We start from the raw sequence: 15,939 nt of genomic DNA, 5'->3' as shown, positions 1-15,939 counted from the left end.
TTCCGCGCCAATGTCCATTGACGGGCTGACCGATCCTGCGAACACTGCAAATCGACCCAACTCGAACATGTGACCGATAGCGCACCCGCACAATGCCCCCGGCAGGCGGGAACGCGGCGTCAGGAGGCGAGGTTGAAGGGCTCCGCGGCACTGCGCACGGCGCCCAACTGGGCGACGACCATATACGCGCCCGCGGGTACCTGCAGTCGGTCGCCCGCGCACTGCGGCTGCGAGGTGGTGCCGAACCAGGTGCCCTTGTACGAGAGTTGTTCACCGGCCTTGAGCGTCTTCATTTCCGCCGGGTCGTCCTGGTTGCAGTCGTTGCTCGCCCAGAGCCTGCGCTGCCCGTCGAGGGTGTAGACGAGGAACTGCGGTCCGGCCCCGAGGTCGCGCGCGCAGGCCACGGACGAGATATTGGTGATGACGGTGCCGAACGCGGGCTGGTCGCCCACCCGGTAGGTCGGTTGGCCGACCGTCACCTTCAGCGCCAGTGACTGATCCGAGCACGGCTGTGCCGCGGGCTGGTCGGCGGCGGAGGTCGTCGCACTCGGCGTGGCCGACGCACTGCTCGGCGAGCTCGACGCGCTGCTCGGCGCCGAACTCGTCGTGGACACGCTCGACTCCGCCGACGTGGTGGTACTCGCTGCCGCACTGTCGGCACCGGACGAGTCCCCACCACGCGCGACCATGGTGACGAGCCAGATCACGATCGCGAGCGCGACGACGATGACGCCGATCGCGAGTGCACGGCGGCGCCAGTAGATCTCCGGTGAGAGCGGTCCATTCGGTTCCAGCACACCTCAAAGGTAAGCGCAGCGCGCGGGGGCGCGCTCGATGACCTCGGCGTGTCGGGAGCCGAACCGGGCGTGAGTCCCGGCTCAGACCACCTCGCCGATATTGCCGACGGTGCGCCGCAGGTGCACACGCCCGTCTTCGAGCTTGTAGGTGACGCTGGCGATAGCGAGCTGACCAGTGGCAACGCGCTGGGAGATGATCATCGACCGCTGCATGAGCAGCTTGCTGGTCTCCACCACGTGACGCGCTTCGAGGTCGTCGAGCGAAGTGAGCCCTTCGCGTCGCCCGACCAGGATCGACGGCGTCACCCGCTCGACCACGCTACGAATGAACCCGCCGGGTACTTCGCCGCCGTCGAGTGCGTCGATGGTGGCCTTCACCGCGCCACAGCTGTCGTGGCCGAGGACCACGATCAGCGGCACATTGAGCACCTCGACGCCGTACTCGATCGAGCCGAGCACCGAACTGTCCACGACGTGGCCCGCTGTGCGCACCACGAACATGTCGCCGAGACCCTGATCGAAGATCAGTTCGGCGGCGACGCGGGAATCACCGCAGCCGAACAGAATCGCGTGAGGGTTTTGGCCCTTGACGAGTTTGGCTCGGTCTGCGGCGCCCTGGCTAGGATGCTGCAGGGTGTCGTTGACGAATCGCTCATTGCCTTCGCGCAACGACTTCCAGGCGCTTATCGGATTGGAACCAGGCATACCGACCATTGTGCACAGGCCCTTGGTTACCAGCGAGTCCGCCACGTTACGCGGCGGCAAAGAGAGACTGGCTCAGAGGAAACGAGAACGGTGAGCATCGACGCGGAAGCCCTGCTCGATTGGTTCGGCGAGACGGCGCGCGCGCTGCCGTGGCGCGAGCCGGACGCGACCGCATGGCACATCCTGATGAGCGAGATCATGCTGCAGCAGACGCCGGTGGTGCGCGTGGAACCGATCTGGCGCGAGTGGGTGGCGCGCTGGCCGGTGCCGTCGGCGATGGCGGCGTCGACGCAAGCCGAGGTGCTGCGGGCATGGGGCAAGTTGGGGTATCCGCGACGGGCGCTGCGATTGCACGAGTGCGCACGAGTGTTGGCGACCGAACACGGCGACGTGGTTCCCGCCGACGTCGACGTGCTGCTGAGCCTGCCCGGGATCGGCGCGTACACCGCCCGCGCGGTGGCCTGTTTCGCCTACGGACAGCGAGTTCCCGTGGTGGACACCAACGTCCGGCGCGTTGTCGCGCGCGCCGTGCACGGCCGCGAGCCGGGGAACCCGTCCTCGCGCGATCTCGCGGAGACCGAAGCCCTGCTGCCCGTCCCGGTGCCGCGCGCCGCGACCTTCTCCGCGGCCCTGATGGAGCTGGGCGCCCTGATCTGCACGGCCCGCAACCCCGACTGCGCCCGCTGCCCGCTGCCCAGCTGTGCGTGGGTCGAGGCGGGCAAACCCGCCGCCGCGGTGGCCCGCAAGGTGCAGAAGTACGAGGGCACCGACCGTCAGGCTCGTGGCCGGCTGCTCGATGTGCTGCGCGACGCCTCGGGCCCGGTCGAGCGGATCCGCCTCGACCTGGCCTGGACCCGAGATCCGGGTCAGCGCGCGCGGGCGCTGGATTCGTTGCTGATCGACGGGCTCATCGAGCAGACCGACGACGGACTGTTCGCCCTGGCGGGCGAGGGAAGCGCCGCCGGGTAACGCTTCGCGCATGGAGGCCGACCGGCTCACCCCGTGACGCGTTGCAGGAACCGGCCCACGTGTTCGCGGTAGACCTCGGGTTGTTCGTCGTGCACCAGGTGCCCCGCCGCCGCGACGCGCACATACTCCGCATCGGGATGCACCTCGGTCATCGTGCGCATCTGCCCCGGCGGGGTGATGGTGTGCTCGCCTTCGATGAGCAGCGCGGGCACCCGCAGCGACTTCCATTCCGTCCAGAAGTCGCGCGTACCCCACTCTTCGGAGATCGCGCGGAAGGTGTCCACCTCGCCGTGCAGGCGGTAGCCGTCGGGCGCCGCGGTGAACGCGCGAAGGAAATAGGCGCCCGCGACCGGACCGAAGTAGTCGAGCACCGCCTGTTCGTCGGCGAACGGTTGCGGCCACGAGTGGATCAGCTCGGCCCAGTGGGCGGCGGTACGGCCGGTGAAATCGGGGGCGATGTCCTCGACCACGATCGCGCGCACCCGCTCGGGATAGGTCGCCGCGAAGACCCACCCGTGGATCGCGCCCATCGAATGCCCGACGATCACCATCGGTTCGGTGATCGCGGCGGTGAGCTCGGCCAGGTCGGCCACGAACGCCTCCGTGGTGAGCTCGGCCGGTGTCGGCCGCCCGTGCCCGGCCGCGTCGACGGCATAGACGTGCCCGTAGCCGCGCAACCACGGCACCTGGTCGGCCCAGGTCCGCGCACTGCCCATCAGCCCGTGCAACAGCAGGATCGGGGTACCGGACCCACCTTCGTCGTTCAACACACCCCGATACTGCCCCAGCCCCGCCACGTCACGGCGCCAGCCGCAATAATCACCACCATGGCTGTTGTGAAGATCAATGCGATCGAGGTTCCCGAGGGCGCAGGCCCCGAGTTGGAGAAGCGGTTCGCCGCACGAGCGGGTGCGGTGGAGAACTCCCCCGGATTCCTCGGCTTCCAGTTGCTGCGCCCGGTCGCCGGTGACAACCGGTACTTCGTTGTGACGCAATGGGATTCGGAGGAATCGTTCGCCACGTGGCGGGACGGCCCGGCCCGTGCGGCGCACGCCGGGAACGGCGGCGAGGGCGAGCGCCCCAAGCCGGTGTCGACGGGTGCCTCGCTGCTCGAGTTCGAGGTCGTCCTCGACGTGCCCGCGAAGAGCTGACAGCGGCGTTTCCGCTGGACATGCGGTTGCCTGTATTGACGTGGACAGCTCGCGGCTGTCACAGTTCGAGGGAACATACGCGAGGGTGCGCGGTAATTCCGGTGTGAATCCGGAGCGGTCGCGCCACTGTATCCAAGTACCGGGTCCCCGGTGCCGGAGAGCCAGACACCGGCACCTTCGCACCACACTTCAACCGTGGGACGCGTATCCCTGAAGGAGGACCCGAATGGCAATCGCTCATTCACCCAGCCGATCTACCGGTCTCGACACCCTGGCAACCGTGCTCGTCACGGTCGGCGTCGTCCTGCTTGCACTGCTCGCCCTGTACCTGGTCGGTTTCGACCAGGGGGCCGTCTCGCGTAGCGGGATGTTCCTGCACGAGCTGATGCACGACGGACGTCACCTGCTGGGTGTTCCGTGCCACTGATCGGATCACTCAAGACCCTGCTGTTGCGCGGCCTGCTGGCCGGCCTGATCGCCGGCCTGCTGGCCGCGACAGTGGGCTACTTCGTCGGCGAGCCCCAGGTGGACGCCGCGATCGCCATCGAAGAAGCCGCGGCCGCTCCCGCCGAGCACGGCCACGAAGCCGCGGAACCGCAGGGCCATTCCCACGGCGACGAGGACGAACCGCTGGTCAGCCGGTCGGGCCAGAAGGCGGGACAGTTCCTCGCACTCGGTTTGGCGGGCATGGCGTTCGGCGCGTTGTTCGCGTCGGCGGTGAATGTGGCACGCCGGTTCACCGCACTGTCCGGGCCCCAATTGTCGCTGACCTCAGCGGTCCTCGCCTGGGCGGCGATCGTCGCGGTGCCCTTCTTCAAGTATCCGGCCAACCCGCCCGCCGTGGGCGATCCGGACACCATCAACGACCGCACCTGGCTGTGGGTCGCGGCCGTCGTGCTCGGCCTGCTCGCCGTCGCGGCAGCCGTCGCGGCCTACCGCGCGGTCACCGCGTCGGACACGCTGCGGCTCATCGCCGGGGTCGGCGCGTTCGTCGTGGTCACCACGGTCGGCTACGTCCTGCTGCCCGGCGTGAACGAGGTGGCCGACGACTTCCCCGCCACTCTGCTGTGGAATTTCCGGGTGGCCTCGCTGGCCGAAACCACCACGCTGTGGGTGAGTTTGGGGCTGGCGTTCGCCGCGCTCACGGAATTCGCTTCGCGGCGTAGCACTCCGGTAGTGGACAAGGTTCCTACCGCAGGGTGATCCTCGCGAGCAGCTGAGAACGGCAGTGTCGGAGTCATGACCGGCACTGCCTTTCTTGTTTCCGCCACTCGCCCCCGCGCCGTGAATGTCGCGTTCGGCGGACTCGTCACCGCTCTCGCCGCCGGTGTCGCCGAAGGACTGTTGCGCGCCGCGCGTGGTGGCGACGAGTTCGGCGCCACCGCCGCGGGTCTACTACCCCGGCTCGCCATCTACCTGGCTGTCGCCGGGGTCGCGCTGTACATGCTCAACGGCAGTCGGGTGGCCCGCGCTCTGCTGACCGTCGGCATCGGCGTGGTCGGTCTGGTCTCGCTGATCATCGAGCCGCTGGCGGTCGTGTTGTCCACCGACGACTACACGACGCTGTTCGACGGCATGTCCCCCAGTTCGACCGTGCTGGCGGGCTGCCGAACCATTCACATCCTGGCCGTCGTCATCGCGATTCCGGCCATGTACACCCCCGCCGCGCACCGCTGGTTCACCCGGCACTGACGACCTGCGTGATCGTGCGATCGGTAGCGACCGATCACACGATCACGGCGGAGCTGATCAGCCCAGTGCGGCGTCGAGTTCGATCTCGGCCACACCGGCGAGTGCCTTGCTGACCGGGCACCCGTTCTTGGCCGCGAGGGCCGCCGCGGCGAACCCGTCGGCGTCCAGGCCCGACGCACGTCCGCGCACGGTGAGTGTGATCTTGCTGATCCGGAAACCACCGGCCGGGTCGGGCGCGAGGGTCACGTCCGCGTTGACATCGAGGCTTTCCGGCGTCCCGCCCGCATTGGCGATCTCCGCCGACAGCGCCATCGAGTAGCACGACGAGTGCGCCGCCCCGATCAGCTCCTCCGGGCTGGTGCCCTCGGCCGTGTCGGCCGTGCGGCGCGGGAAGCTCACATCGAACTTGCCCACACCCGAGCTGACCAGTTCGACCTGCCCGGACCCGTCCTGGAGTCCGCCTGACCAGAGTGTGCGTGCGCTACGAGTCGGCATTGCGATCCCTTCGATTCGGAGGTGTTGCGTTCGGTGTCGAACCTACGCGAGCCGAACAGCGCTCAGCCGACGATCGGCCCGGTCCGCCGGTCAGACGGTGGCGCTGGTGATTTCGTCGAGCCGCTCGAGTTTGTCCGGCCAGACCTGCTGGTGCAGATCCCGGATCGCCGCGGTGGGGAATCCGGAGTGGCGCAGGCGCAGGCGGATACCGCGTGGTTGTTTGAGGAATTCGGCGGCGACCACCGTTTCGACGCCGTCGGTGGCGGCGGTGACCCAGGTGAACTCGATCCGCCGATTCGGCTCGAGCAGCAGGATGCGGCCGTAATGGGGGTTGCGTTTCTCGGGCGAGCCGGTGTCGAAGTAGAGGGGCTCGTTGACGGCGGGGCGCATCAGCACCGATCCGGGAACGGCCAGCCACAGGTCCATGCCTTGGGTCCAGGCCGCGTAGAGCAGACTGGGCGAGGCTTTCATCACACGCTCGACCGTGAGCTCGTGTGGCCGCGTGGACAGGTCCGGGGGGCGAACTGGCTGGTCCATCAGCCGACCTTACCGGTGATGACCGGCCGATCCTCTCATCGGGTGTGCGACAGCGTTACTCAGGATTCGTCACGCGCGCGAGCACGATGCCGCCGAGGATCAGCGACAGCGCCAACGCGCGGCCCGCGCTGAGCGGATCTTTGTGCACGAGCACACCGAGACCGATCGCGCCGAGCGCCCCGATCCCGGTGAATACCGCGTAGGCGGTACCCACCGGGAGGGTCTGCATGGCGCGCGAGAGCAGATACACGGCCAGCGAGCCGAGCGCGACGCAGAGCAGAGTCGGGCCGAGTTTGGTGAAGTTCTCGGTCGGTTTGATGGTCTGCGACCAGAGAATCTCGACGAGCCCGGCCAGCCCGAGCACCAGCCAGCTCATCGCGTGTAGTCCTTTGCCAGCGAGCGCACTTCGGCCCGCGCGGCGGCGAGCGACGCCTCATAGGCGTCGCGCAGGTGGGCCAGGTTCGGATCCTGCACGGCATTGGCCAGCTCCGCGTTGACGAAAACCGTGTCGGTGACGGCGAAGTGGCCCGCGAAGAAGTCGCGCAGGAAGCGTTCCTGATAATCGAACGCGGCCTTCGGCGCACCGGGCGAGTACGCGCCGCCACGGGCGGTGACCACGACGAACCTGCGCTGCCCCAACGACATTCGGGGAAACGTGACCTGGTCGAGCCACGCCTTGAGCGAGGCGGGGACGGAGTAGTTGTACATCGGGGTGCCGATCAGGATCACGTCGGCGGCCAGTACCTGCGCCAGCAGCGGTTCGACCACCTTCCACGCGGCCCGAGCCGCGGGCGTCACGGCCAGTTCCGCGAGTCGGTCGAGGTCGGTGACCCCGGCGGCGAGGACGGCGTCACACAGTTCGGTCCAGCCCTCGTCGATGAACGGCGTCGGCTCGGCGGCGAGGTCGCGATAGGTGTAAGTACCGCCGGGTTCCGCGTCGCGCCAGGCCCGGACGAATTCCCTGCCGAGCTCACGACTGAGGGAGTTCGCACGAGCGCTGGCGTCCAGGTGCAGCAGGTGTGTCATCACAAGTTCCTAACTGGACATGATGTCCGTTTGTCGATTTCTCGACGATAGAACACAAGTGGACACCATGTCCACATATTCTTTTCTGGGCTACAGTCGACCCATGGAGTCCCGATCCGACCTGCTCACCGGCGCGTCGCTGGATGCGCCGCCGCCCTCCGAGCGCACCGACGCGGCGCGCAATCGCGCGAAAGTGTTGGCGGCCGCCGCCGAGCTCTTCGCCACCCGCGACCCGCGCACGGTCACCATGGACGACATCGCCAAGGCCGCGGGCGTCGGCCGCGGCACCCTCTACCGCCGCTATCCCGACCGCAACGCGATCGCCGTGGCCCTGCTCGACGAGCACGAACGCGCCCTCCAGGAACAGCTGCTGCGCGGCGCGCCCCCGCTGGGCCCCGGCGCGACCCCGGCCGATCGACTCGCCGCCTTCTACGCGGCGATGATCGAATTGCTCACCGCCCACGCCCATCTGGTGCTCGGCGCGGAAACCGGCGGCGCCCGTTTCGGCACCGGCGCCTACGGCTTCTGGTCGGTGCACGTGCGCTCGCTACTGATCGAAGCCGAGGTGCCACAACCGGATTCGCTGGTCGATACGGTCCTCGCGCCGCTCGCCGCCGAGGTCTACCTCCAACAACGAGAACGCGGATTGTCACCCGAGCAGATCACCGCCGGTCTGACCACACTCGCCCAGCGCCTGCTGGATGCCTGATCGAGAACCACTGACAGCGGCTACATGTCGGACCGGAGCAGTACCGTCCGACGAGTGACGAGCACCCCCGAAGACAACGCCAAATTCTGGAATCTGATCGCGTCGGCCTGGGCGGCCACCGGGACCGAACCGGCCGCCGTTCTGCGATCGCTGGAAGACGGCCTCCAGAACCGCCTCGACGCGTTCCTCGCCCAGTTGAGCGCCCTGTCGACAGATTTCACCAGCGAGGAACTGACCGCCCTCGATCGTGTCGCCGAACGCGCGCTCTACGACATCGACCGCGCCGAAATCCAGGCGATCACCGACGGCTCCGACGACGGCTTCCTCTACGCCCGCGGGTTCATCGTGGCCATGGGCCGCGACTACTACGACGCCGTCAACGCCGACCCGGAGGCCGCGGCCACCGACGCCGAATGCGAGGAAATGTGCTACTTCTTCGCCCATCTACACAATGAGCGCTTCGGCGGGTTCCCGAAGACCGGCTCGGGCATCTCCCGTGAAACAGCCTCGAACCCGGCCGGCTGGTCCTGACCCGAGCAGCGTAGGTAGCGGCGGCCCGTTTCGGACTGCCGCTACCTGATGCCGTACTGGCGATCACAGCGGGTCAGGTGAGATCGCGGCGGGCCATCAACCAGATCGTGCCGCCCGCGAAGGCCATCACATAGGCGGCGAGTAGGGCGAAGGATTCACCGCGGGTGAGGATGTCGAGAACCCCCGGGGTGGCCGGGCCCTCCACGGTGCGCATCGCGCCGGCCAGCGAGCCGGCGGCGGTGCCGGGGAGCAGGTAGGTGACGGCTTCGATCGGGCCGAAGATCCCCGCCACGCCGCGCAGGAGGTTCTCCACCACCAGTACCCAGACCAGGCCGAGGCCGACAGCCAGGGCAGGGCCGCGGGCGATGGCGCCGATGACGGCGCCCGCGAGGGTCCACATGCCGAGAATGGCGGTACCGGTGAGGATTCCGATCAGGGCGTCGTCGAGCGAAGGCATGATGATCGGTTGGGACTCGCTCGCCGCGATCACGGTGGCGATGCCGATGTCGACGGCGAAGGCGACCAGGACGAGGGCGAGGACCACCGCCAGCAGGGACAACAGCAGTCCCGCTACCGCCGCGACTCGGCTCGGCCCCTGGGTGAACACGGTCTTCCAGGTGCCCCAGCCGTATCCGCTGCCGACGGCGAGGGCGCCGAGGATCAGCACCAGCGCGCCGCCGAACATCGACATGCCCTGCGTGAACACCTCGGGGACGGCGGCGGGCACGAGTTGGCCGAGGAGAACCTCGCGTGGGAGACCGTCCGACATCGCACCACTTTCGCCGGAGGCGTAGGCGAGATAGTTGAACAGGTAGGCGAAGGTCAGGTTGAGCAGGATCCAGGTGCCGAGGACTATCCAGAAGGCGGGCCAGCGGCCGAGACGTACCGCCTCCGCGCGCACGCTCGCGGTGAGATCCCTTGTCATGGTGCTCATTTCGCTACCTCCACAGCCGTCATCTCGAAGAACACTTCTTCCAGGGATTTCTCGTCCACCCGCAGTTCGAGCAGGTCCGCGCCCGCCGAGACGACAGCGCGCGCCACCTCCGGCGCCATCGCGGCGCTCGTTTCGACCCTGATTCCGTCCACCCCCGCTCGCGCGGGGGCGTCGGTGACCGCACGCACCGCGTCGAGCGCCACGTCCGCGGGCTGCGCGCGGAGCAGAAGTGTTGCGGTGCCGCGCAATTCCGACACCGTGGATTCCGCGAGCAAGCGACCACCGGAGATCACGCCGACGCGGTGGCAGATCTCCTGCACCTCGGTGAGCTGGTGGCTCGACAGCAGTACGGTGTGTCCGTCGGCCGCGAGATCGGTGATCAGCGTGCGCATCTCGGCCAAGCCCGCCGGGTCGAGGCCGTTGGTCGGCTCGTCGAGAATCAGCAGATCCGGGTCGCCGAGCATGGCCGCGCCCACCCCGAGGCGCTGCTTCATGCCGAGCGAATAGGTGCGGAAACGGTCGCCTGCCCGGTCGGCCAGGCCCACCCGCTCCAGTGCCGTCTCGACCTCGGCCTCGCCGTGGCCGCGATAGCGGGCCAGTACCCGCAGGTTGTCGCGGCCGGAGAGGTAGGGGTAGAAGCCGGGGCCCTCGATGAGGACGCCGATTCCGCGCAGTGTCGCCGGGTCGCCCGGCGTGCGGCCCCGGACGGTCGCGGTGCCCGCGCTGGGTCGGACGAGGCCGGCCAGCATGCGCAACGTGGTGGTTTTGCCCGCGCCGTTGGGGCCGAGGAATCCGTAGATCTCCCCGGCCGCGACCCGCATGCTCACCGCGTCCACCGCGAGGTGCTCGCCATAGCGTTTGGTCAACCCGGTGGTGACCACGATCGATTCGTTCATGGCGATCAGAATCCGCGTTCGAGGGGTGCCGGGGCATCCGTCCCGCGGCGTGCTCGGCGCTACGCCGCGCGGACTACGCGGCCTCGCACAGGAAATACGTGCGCAGGCCGACGCGGTGGGTGGGCGCACACAATAGGGTTGAGCACGTGGGAGCGTCTGCGAAGTGGGAGCGTGGCTCGGTCGTTCAGGACTGGGGCCTGGCAGTGGTGGTCGCGGTGATCCAGTTGGCCGGTAGTTCCGGTGCGAATTCGCATCAAACCGGAGTGCGGTCGCTGGACGCGTTCGCGTACCTACTGCTGCTCGCGGGGCCGGTCGCGCTCGGTTTCCGGCGGGTGCTGCCCGAACCGGTGCTGCTGGTGACGTTGATCGCCGCGGTGACCTATGTGCTGCGCGACTACGGGTACGGGCCGATTTTCCTCTCGCTGGTGATCGCCTTCCTGTCGGCGGCCGTCACCGGATCCCGTTGGCGCACATACCCGGTGGTCGCGATCGGCTACCTGACGATGGTGTGGCCGTTAGCCGCACTGCTCGGGCGGCACTCCGACGCGTGGCAGATATTCGGACTGCTGGCATGGATGGGCGTGCTGGTCGCGATCGCGGAGGGGATGCGACAGCGGCGCGCGGTGGTGCTCGCGCGCGAGCAGCGGGCCGAGGCCGCCCAGCGCGACGAACAGGCCCAGCAGGCCAGGGCGGCATCCGAGGAGCGGTTGGCGATCGCCCGAGAGCTGCACGATGTTCTCGCGCACAGCCTTTCGTTGATCAATGTGCAGTCGTCGGTGGCGCTGGAGTTGTTCGACCGCAAGCCGCAGCAGGCGGCCGCGGCGTTGGCGACCATCAAGACGACATCGAAAGAAGCGCTCACCGAGGTGCATACGCTGCTGCACGCGATCCGCAGCGGAACCGCGGTGGTGCCGGAGTACCCCGATCATGTCGGCGTACCCGACGACGTGCCCGTTCCGCCCCGCCCCGCACCGCGCGCTCCCGCACCGTCCCTCGACGACCTCGACACCCTGCTCGAGCGCACCCGCGCGACCGGCCTCGACGTCGACACCAAGATCATCGGTACCCCCAAGAAGCTGCCGAGCGTGATCGACGTGGCGGCGGCCAGGATCATTCAGGAATCGCTGACCAACGTGGTGCGTCACGCGCCCGGCGCGACGGCACTGATCACCCTGCGCTACACACCGGAATCGGTGGACATCACCGTCGACAACACCCGGCCGACCGAGACCGCTGTTCGAACCGGGATCGGCGGCAACGGGATCATCGGGATGCGGGAGCGGGCACATGCGCTCGGCGGGGCGCTCACCGCGGGTCCGCGACCGTCGGGCGGATTCCGGGTCGCGGCTCGATTGCCCGCTCGCCCAGTGGCTTCGAGCACCTCGGCGGAGTCGTCCGGCAGGGCGGCCGGCGCGTGAGCGACCCTGCCGAACTGCCGCCGAGCGGTGCCGGTAAGGCGAAGATCCGCCTCCTCGTCGCCGATGATCAGGCGCTGGTACGTGGTGGATTCGTCGCCCTGCTGGACGCGCAGGACGACATCGAAGTCATCGGTGAGGCCGAAAACGGTGAGCAGGCGGTCCGGATGACCCGCGCCCTTGTCCCCGATGTGGTGCTGATGGACATCCGCATGCCGATCCTCGACGGCCTGGCCGCCACCCGCATGATCGCCGACGACTCACAACTTGCGCCGGTGCGCGTCGTCGTCCTCACCACCTTCGAACTCGACGAATACGTCTTCGAAGCGATCCGAGCGGGCGCCGCGGGCTTTCTGGTCAAACACACCGAACCCGCCGACCTGCTGCGCGCCGTCCGCGTCGTGGCGGCGGGCGACGCCCTCCTGTCCCCCGGCGTCACCCGCCGCCTGCTCGCCGAGTTCTCCACCCACGCCAAACAACCACCCCCCGCCGCCTTCGCCGAACTCACCGACCGCGAACGCGAAGTGCTGATCCTGGTAGCCGAGGGCCTCACCAACGCCGAAATCGGCGCCCGCCTCTTCATGTCCCCCGCCACCGCCCGCACCCACGTCAGCCGAATCCTCACCAAACTGGCCGCCAGAGACCGCACCCAACTCGTAGTCCTCGCCTACGAATCAGGCCTGGTCCGCCCGGGTTGGCAGTAGGCGACTCACTTGCCCTGGTCGGCTTGTCGGCGTTCGGAGGCGGAGAAGCTGGCGCGGCGGGCGGCGCCCGCCGGGGCGGCTTGGGCTCGGGCGGAGTAGGCGGAGAGGGCGTCGAAGGCGCCACGGACGCCGCCGGCGACCGGGGCGTAGGTGATGGCCGAGCCGGGGTCGAAGCCGAGGTTGGAGCCTACTTCGACGGCGTCCATGTTGGCGCCGAGGAAGACGAAGGTCCAGTTGTAGACGTCTTGCTGCTGGGCGATGAGCGACTTCACGGCGGCGTGGGTCCATTCGCGGCTGGAGTTCTCGTGGCCGTCGGTGAGGACGACGATGATCACGGTGCCGGGACGGTCGTGTTCGGGGCGGTCGGCCAGTTCGGCGCCCACGCTGGTGACGAGCTTGCCGAGTGCGTCGTAGAGGGCGGTCCCACCGCGCGGGTGCAAGCTCGGCGCCGGTACCCGATCCAGCGGCACATTCGCGTAGACCACGTCGTAGGTGGTGTCGAACTGAGCGAGCGTGACCTCGATCTTCTTCGGCACCGAGCGCTGCTGTTCGAAATAGGCGGCCAACCCACCTTCGGTGTCGGCCTTGATGGTCTGCATGGACCCGGAGCGGTCGAGCAGAACGGCGATCAGTGTGCGGTCGGAATCAGTCATGTGTGCGAACACCCCCGTGTCGGTTTGGACGAGCAATTCCCACCGTACGCCGCGAAATACCGCGCTCCGACCGGCGAAAAGAAGTCGCCAAGGTATCGCCAAGCCTGGATTTCTACCTTTCCGACCATGGGACCAGTGCTCGCATTCCACCGCATCTCCGAGGCCGACGCCGCCCGCATCACCGCCGATGCCGAGGCCGCGTTCGACCTGATCGAAGCCATCGACCACACCGGCGAACCAGTCGGCGACATCGACAAGTCCTGGGACGGACTGCGCTACCTGCTGGCAGCCGCGAAAGTCGAGGTCGACCTGCTCCGCGACCTCGACCCGTGGGCAGGCGACAGCGAGCCGCGCATCTGGACAGCCGACGAGGTGTCCGCCGCGGCCCACACGCTGGCCGCCATACCGTTCACCGCCCTCGCCGAACATTTCGCCCCGGACGACATGGATGACAACGACGTGTACCCGGATATCTGGGACACCGACTTCGGCCACGAATACCTGCGGGAACACTACGAAGGGCTGGTGGAGTTCCTGACGTTCGCCAGCGCGAAGAACTCGCCCGTGGTCTCCCGGTTCGAATAGCCGCGAGTTCAGCGCGTAGTCGACGCCGCGCGAACGCGGCGTTTGAGTCGGATGCGGTGGCGTTTCGGGCGAGGACGGCGGCCCATGGCGCTGTTGCACCTGGCATGACAACGACTCCGACGGCCGACGCTACGGTGGAGAACACCGATCGCCGGGTCTGGCCCGCCCTGCTGACCATGTTCCTCGGCAGCTTCACACTGGTGACCGCCGAATTCCTGCCTCCCGGTGTACTCACCGTGCTGGCAACCGATCTGGATGTGCCAGAGGGTGTCGTCGGACTCTCGGTGAGCGCGACGGCCCTGACCGCACTGCTGGCCGCACTCGGGTTGGGCGCGCTGTTTCCCCGCATGGATCGGCGCACCCTGCTGATCGGGTTGACCCTCGGCGCGGCGGTATCGAACGTGGTGGTGGCGCTCGCGCCGAACATCGTGCTGCTGCTGATCGCGCGTCTGCTCCTCGGGCTGGCTGTCGGCGGCTACTGGTCGATGGCGCTGGTGATCGCCGCCAAGCTCGTGCCCGCCGAGCGGCTCGGCAAAGCGATGATGATCGTGAACGCGGGAACCACCGTCGCGACGGTGGCCGGAGTACCGCTCGGCGTGCTGCTGAGCACCTACGCAGGCTGGCGGACGACCTTCCTGGTCGCGGCCGCGCTGACCGCCGCCACCGCGGTCGCGGTGCGGCTGATGTTGCCGCCGATCGCGCCGAGCAAGGGCGTCGGGTTCACCGCACTCGGTAGCGCCCTACGGGCTCCGGGCGTGCTGCTCGGCCTGGTCAGCGTGGTTGCCGTCATCGGCGGGCACTTCGCCGGATACACCTACATCCGCCCGGCACTGGCCGAACTGCTGGGCGCGGGTCCGACGGTGATCCCGGTCCTGCTCGCCTTGTTCGGCATCGGTGGTCTGCTCGGCAACTTCGTCATCGGCGCGCTCGCCGATCGCCACCTCGGCGCGCTGCTGCCGGCGGTGCCGACGGCCATCGGCCTGTCACTGGTCGCGATCATCGCCTCCGCGGCGTTCGCCCCGCTCGCATACCTAGCCGTTGTCGTCTGGGGCGCCGCGTTCGGCGGCATCCTCAATCTCGTGCAGGTGTGGGTGTCGCGCGTGCTGCCCGGTCGGATGGAAGCAGGCAGCGGGCTGGTGGTCGGCGGTTTCCAGTTGGCGATCATCCTCGGCTCCGCGATCGGCGGCCGCGGTGTGGACAGCGTCGGCCTGGCCGCTACCTACACGCTCGGTGCCGTCGCCGCGGTGCTCGGCGGAGTGCTGATTCGCCGCTCACTCACCCGGGTGGCGCACTGACATCCGTCGAAACTCGGGTCGCACGCCGCCAATCCGACGGTGTGCGGCCCGTCTGCCGCCGGAACGCCCGCCCGAATGCCGTCTCCGATCGATAACCGAGGCGGCGAGCCACGGTGCCGACCGGCACATCGTGATCGGTCAGCAACAGCTGTGCCCGCTCGATCCGCAGTTGCGTCAGATACCGGCCCGGCGTGAGGCCGGTCGCCGCCTGGAACCGGGCGGCGAACCCGGACCGCGAGGCCAGCGCGATCTTCGCCAGCCCCTCGACGGTCCACTCCTGCCCCGGATCGGCGTGCATCGCGGCCACCGCCTCCGCGATCCCGGGCTCATTCACCTTCAGTAGCCACCGTTGCGGCGCGCAGCCCCGGGCATGCCAGGACTCGATCGCCATCGAGCTGATCAACGTGGCCGCTCGGTCACCCTGGACACCGAACGGGTCGGGGCACTGTTGCACCAGGTGGCGAAACATGGTCGCGGCCACCGGTGTGTGGTCGGCGAATCCGGTCAGCAGCAGCCGTTGCGGCAGCGCGGTCATGGCGCTGCCGGTTCCCACGGGGTCGAGGCGCACCCGAAGCACGCGGGCCGCCGACAGCGCGTTGATCGCGAACCGGACCGTGCCGGGCACGAACAGGAAGTCGCCGCTCGCCAGATCCTCTGTCGTACTGAGTCCTTCGACGCGGACCAACCCATCCAGCACGACGAGCGCGCTCGGCTCGGCCATGAACTCCCACTGACCTGCCGTCAGCGTGAACTCGTCGCGCCCCGCGAATCGCCACTGCACTCCGGCCAGCACGTCATCGAGGCTTCGCGCACCAACGGCCTGTGTCACTGTGCCCCCCTCGTGA

22 protein-coding genes are annotated in these 15,939 nt (G+C 68.5%); 11 read left to right on the top strand and 11 right to left on the bottom strand.

Translation table 11 applies throughout. The annotated features are described in order from the left end of the window. Positions 1-119 precede the first annotated feature (119 nt). Together QX204_RS00310 and QX204_RS00305 are read right to left on the bottom strand one after the other, a co-directional pair. A complete protein-coding gene (locus QX204_RS00310) occupies positions 120-797 on the bottom strand; it encodes a hypothetical protein (protein WP_301904614.1) in 678 nt (225 codons plus the stop codon). An 81-nt stretch (positions 798-878) separates the two neighbouring features. After that, a complete protein-coding gene (locus QX204_RS00305; RefSeq protein WP_194825599.1) occupies positions 879-1,502 on the bottom strand; it encodes a carbonic anhydrase in 624 nt (207 codons plus the stop codon). Positions 1,503-1,592: 90 nt separating this feature from the next. Between QX204_RS00305 and QX204_RS00300 the strand changes: the two genes are divergently transcribed. Next, on the top strand, positions 1,593-2,471 hold the full coding sequence (locus QX204_RS00300) for an iron-sulfur binding domain-containing protein (protein WP_301904613.1): 879 nt from the start codon (positions 1,593-1,595) through the stop codon (positions 2,469-2,471). 26 nt (positions 2,472-2,497) lie between these two features. Here the strand turns inward: QX204_RS00300 and QX204_RS00295 are convergent, their stop codons facing one another. Continuing rightward, a complete protein-coding gene (locus QX204_RS00295; protein ID WP_301904612.1) occupies positions 2,498-3,241 on the bottom strand; it encodes an alpha/beta fold hydrolase in 744 nt (247 codons plus the stop codon). 57 nt (positions 3,242-3,298) lie between these two features. Between QX204_RS00295 and QX204_RS00290 the strand changes: the two genes are divergently transcribed. The 4 genes from QX204_RS00290 (at position 3,299) to QX204_RS00275 (ending at position 5,314) form a co-directional block, all read left to right on the top strand. Continuing rightward, positions 3,299-3,622 (top strand): antibiotic biosynthesis monooxygenase family protein, encoded by a 324-nt coding sequence (locus QX204_RS00290; protein ID WP_301904611.1) that lies wholly within the window; start codon positions 3,299-3,301, stop codon positions 3,620-3,622. Positions 3,623-3,848: 226 nt separating this feature from the next. Continuing rightward, positions 3,849-4,049 carry a CbtB domain-containing protein gene (locus QX204_RS00285; RefSeq protein ID WP_019044677.1) on the top strand — a complete coding sequence of 67 codons (201 nt, stop codon included), beginning with the start codon at positions 3,849-3,851 and terminating at the stop codon, positions 4,047-4,049. Then, positions 4,040-4,825, top strand: a complete 786-nt coding sequence (locus tag QX204_RS00280) for a CbtA family protein (protein WP_301904609.1) — start codon at positions 4,040-4,042, stop codon at positions 4,823-4,825. The genes QX204_RS00285 and QX204_RS00280 overlap by 10 nt, the downstream gene beginning before the upstream one ends. Before the next feature lie 36 nt (positions 4,826-4,861). Next, complete coding sequence (locus QX204_RS00275; RefSeq protein ID WP_301904608.1) at positions 4,862-5,314, top strand: hypothetical protein; 453 nt, start codon at positions 4,862-4,864, stop codon at positions 5,312-5,314. 57 nt (positions 5,315-5,371) lie between these two features. On the opposite strand, the gene QX204_RS00270 is transcribed toward QX204_RS00275, so the two are convergent. The 4 genes from QX204_RS00270 to QX204_RS00255 all read right to left on the bottom strand — a co-directional run bounded on the left by QX204_RS00270 (position 5,372) and on the right by QX204_RS00255 (position 7,372). Further along, positions 5,372-5,809, bottom strand: a complete 438-nt coding sequence (locus QX204_RS00270; RefSeq protein WP_301904607.1) for an OsmC family peroxiredoxin — start codon at positions 5,807-5,809, stop codon at positions 5,372-5,374. A gap of 90 nt (positions 5,810-5,899) precedes the next feature. Beyond that, on the bottom strand, positions 5,900-6,346 hold the full coding sequence (locus tag QX204_RS00265; RefSeq protein ID WP_062982923.1) for an SRPBCC family protein: 447 nt from the start codon (positions 6,344-6,346) through the stop codon (positions 5,900-5,902). 55 nt (positions 6,347-6,401) lie between these two features. Further along, a complete protein-coding gene (locus QX204_RS00260) occupies positions 6,402-6,722 on the bottom strand; it encodes a DMT family transporter (protein WP_056818995.1) in 321 nt (106 codons plus the stop codon). Beyond that, the gene (locus QX204_RS00255) at positions 6,719-7,372 is read right to left on the bottom strand and encodes an FMN-dependent NADH-azoreductase (RefSeq protein WP_301904606.1); all 654 of its coding nucleotides are present in this window, start codon (positions 7,370-7,372) and stop codon (positions 6,719-6,721) included. The genes QX204_RS00260 and QX204_RS00255 overlap by 4 nt, the downstream gene beginning before the upstream one ends. Positions 7,373-7,475: 103 nt before the next feature. Between QX204_RS00255 and QX204_RS00250 the strand changes: the two genes are divergently transcribed. Both QX204_RS00250 and QX204_RS00245 read left to right on the top strand, forming a co-directional pair. After that, positions 7,476-8,081 carry a TetR/AcrR family transcriptional regulator gene (locus tag QX204_RS00250; protein WP_301904605.1) on the top strand — a complete coding sequence of 202 codons (606 nt, stop codon included), beginning with the start codon at positions 7,476-7,478 and terminating at the stop codon, positions 8,079-8,081. A gap of 54 nt (positions 8,082-8,135) precedes the next feature. Continuing rightward, the gene (locus QX204_RS00245) at positions 8,136-8,612 is read left to right on the top strand and encodes a DUF4240 domain-containing protein (RefSeq protein WP_301904604.1); all 477 of its coding nucleotides are present in this window, start codon (positions 8,136-8,138) and stop codon (positions 8,610-8,612) included. A gap of 73 nt (positions 8,613-8,685) precedes the next feature. On the opposite strand, the gene QX204_RS00240 is transcribed toward QX204_RS00245, so the two are convergent. Both QX204_RS00240 and QX204_RS00235 read right to left on the bottom strand, forming a co-directional pair. Next, positions 8,686-9,546, bottom strand: coding sequence for an ABC transporter permease (locus tag QX204_RS00240; RefSeq protein ID WP_367620148.1), 861 nt, complete (start codon positions 9,544-9,546; stop codon positions 8,686-8,688). Beyond that, complete coding sequence (locus QX204_RS00235) at positions 9,543-10,442, bottom strand: ABC transporter ATP-binding protein (RefSeq protein ID WP_301904603.1); 900 nt, start codon at positions 10,440-10,442, stop codon at positions 9,543-9,545. Before QX204_RS00235 ends, QX204_RS00240 begins: the two co-directional genes overlap by 4 nt. Before the next feature lie 146 nt (positions 10,443-10,588). On the opposite strand from QX204_RS00235, the gene QX204_RS00230 reads away from it, so the two are divergent. Together QX204_RS00230 and QX204_RS00225 are read left to right on the top strand one after the other, a co-directional pair. Further along, positions 10,589-11,860, top strand: a complete 1,272-nt coding sequence (locus QX204_RS00230; RefSeq protein WP_301904602.1) for a sensor histidine kinase — start codon at positions 10,589-10,591, stop codon at positions 11,858-11,860. Continuing rightward, positions 11,857-12,561: a response regulator transcription factor gene (locus tag QX204_RS00225; RefSeq protein WP_301904601.1), complete on the top strand. Its 705-nt coding sequence runs from the start codon at positions 11,857-11,859 to the stop codon at positions 12,559-12,561. The genes QX204_RS00230 and QX204_RS00225 overlap by 4 nt, the downstream gene beginning before the upstream one ends. Before the next feature lie 5 nt (positions 12,562-12,566). Here QX204_RS00225 and QX204_RS00220 read toward each other — a convergent pair whose 3' ends face one another. Beyond that, a complete protein-coding gene (locus QX204_RS00220) occupies positions 12,567-13,214 on the bottom strand; it encodes a vWA domain-containing protein (protein WP_301904600.1) in 648 nt (215 codons plus the stop codon). A gap of 126 nt (positions 13,215-13,340) precedes the next feature. Between QX204_RS00220 and QX204_RS00215 the strand changes: the two genes are divergently transcribed. Continuing rightward, the gene (locus QX204_RS00215) at positions 13,341-13,799 is read left to right on the top strand and encodes a YfbM family protein (protein ID WP_301904599.1); all 459 of its coding nucleotides are present in this window, start codon (positions 13,341-13,343) and stop codon (positions 13,797-13,799) included. 104 nt (positions 13,800-13,903) lie between these two features. Next, positions 13,904-15,094: an MFS transporter gene (locus tag QX204_RS00210; protein WP_301904598.1), complete on the top strand. Its 1,191-nt coding sequence runs from the start codon at positions 13,904-13,906 to the stop codon at positions 15,092-15,094. On the opposite strand, the gene QX204_RS00205 is transcribed toward QX204_RS00210, so the two are convergent. After that, complete coding sequence (locus QX204_RS00205) at positions 15,075-15,923, bottom strand: helix-turn-helix domain-containing protein (protein WP_301904597.1); 849 nt, start codon at positions 15,921-15,923, stop codon at positions 15,075-15,077. The two genes, QX204_RS00210 and QX204_RS00205, sit on opposite strands and share 20 nt — an antisense overlap. Positions 15,924-15,939 lie beyond the last annotated feature (16 nt).

The organism is Nocardia sp. PE-7, assembly GCF_030486425.1.
Classification (GTDB): Bacteria; Actinomycetota; Actinomycetes; order Mycobacteriales; family Mycobacteriaceae; genus Nocardia; species Nocardia salmonicida_A.
The sequence above is the reverse complement of the archived record's forward strand: the minus strand, read 5'-3'. Positions and strand labels throughout refer to the sequence as shown.

Excerpts from the sequence above, each read along its gene's own strand:
- QX204_RS00305 (WP_194825599.1), bottom strand. The coding sequence starts at position 1,502 with ATGCCTGGTTCCAATCCGATAAGCGCCTGGAAGTCGTTGCGCGAAGGC.
- QX204_RS00290 (WP_301904611.1), top strand. The coding sequence starts at position 3,299 with ATGGCTGTTGTGAAGATCAATGCGATCGAGGTTCCCGAGGGCGCAGGC.
- QX204_RS00285 (WP_019044677.1), top strand. The coding sequence starts at position 3,849 with ATGGCAATCGCTCATTCACCCAGCCGATCTACCGGTCTCGACACCCTG.
- QX204_RS00275 (WP_301904608.1), top strand. The coding sequence starts at position 4,862 with ATGACCGGCACTGCCTTTCTTGTTTCCGCCACTCGCCCCCGCGCCGTG.
- QX204_RS00270 (WP_301904607.1), bottom strand. The coding sequence starts at position 5,809 with ATGCCGACTCGTAGCGCACGCACACTCTGGTCAGGCGGACTCCAGGAC.
- QX204_RS00265 (WP_062982923.1), bottom strand. The coding sequence starts at position 6,346 with ATGGACCAGCCAGTTCGCCCCCCGGACCTGTCCACGCGGCCACACGAG.
- QX204_RS00260 (WP_056818995.1), bottom strand. The coding sequence starts at position 6,722 with ATGAGCTGGCTGGTGCTCGGGCTGGCCGGGCTCGTCGAGATTCTCTGG.
- QX204_RS00255 (WP_301904606.1), bottom strand. The coding sequence starts at position 7,372 with ATGACACACCTGCTGCACCTGGACGCCAGCGCTCGTGCGAACTCCCTC.
- QX204_RS00250 (WP_301904605.1), top strand. The coding sequence starts at position 7,476 with ATGGAGTCCCGATCCGACCTGCTCACCGGCGCGTCGCTGGATGCGCCG.
- QX204_RS00240 (WP_367620148.1), bottom strand. The coding sequence starts at position 9,546 with ATGAGCACCATGACAAGGGATCTCACCGCGAGCGTGCGCGCGGAGGCG.
- QX204_RS00235 (WP_301904603.1), bottom strand. The coding sequence starts at position 10,442 with ATGAACGAATCGATCGTGGTCACCACCGGGTTGACCAAACGCTATGGC.
- QX204_RS00220 (WP_301904600.1), bottom strand. The coding sequence starts at position 13,214 with ATGACTGATTCCGACCGCACACTGATCGCCGTTCTGCTCGACCGCTCC.
- QX204_RS00215 (WP_301904599.1), top strand. The coding sequence starts at position 13,341 with ATGGGACCAGTGCTCGCATTCCACCGCATCTCCGAGGCCGACGCCGCC.
- QX204_RS00210 (WP_301904598.1), top strand. The coding sequence starts at position 13,904 with ATGACAACGACTCCGACGGCCGACGCTACGGTGGAGAACACCGATCGC.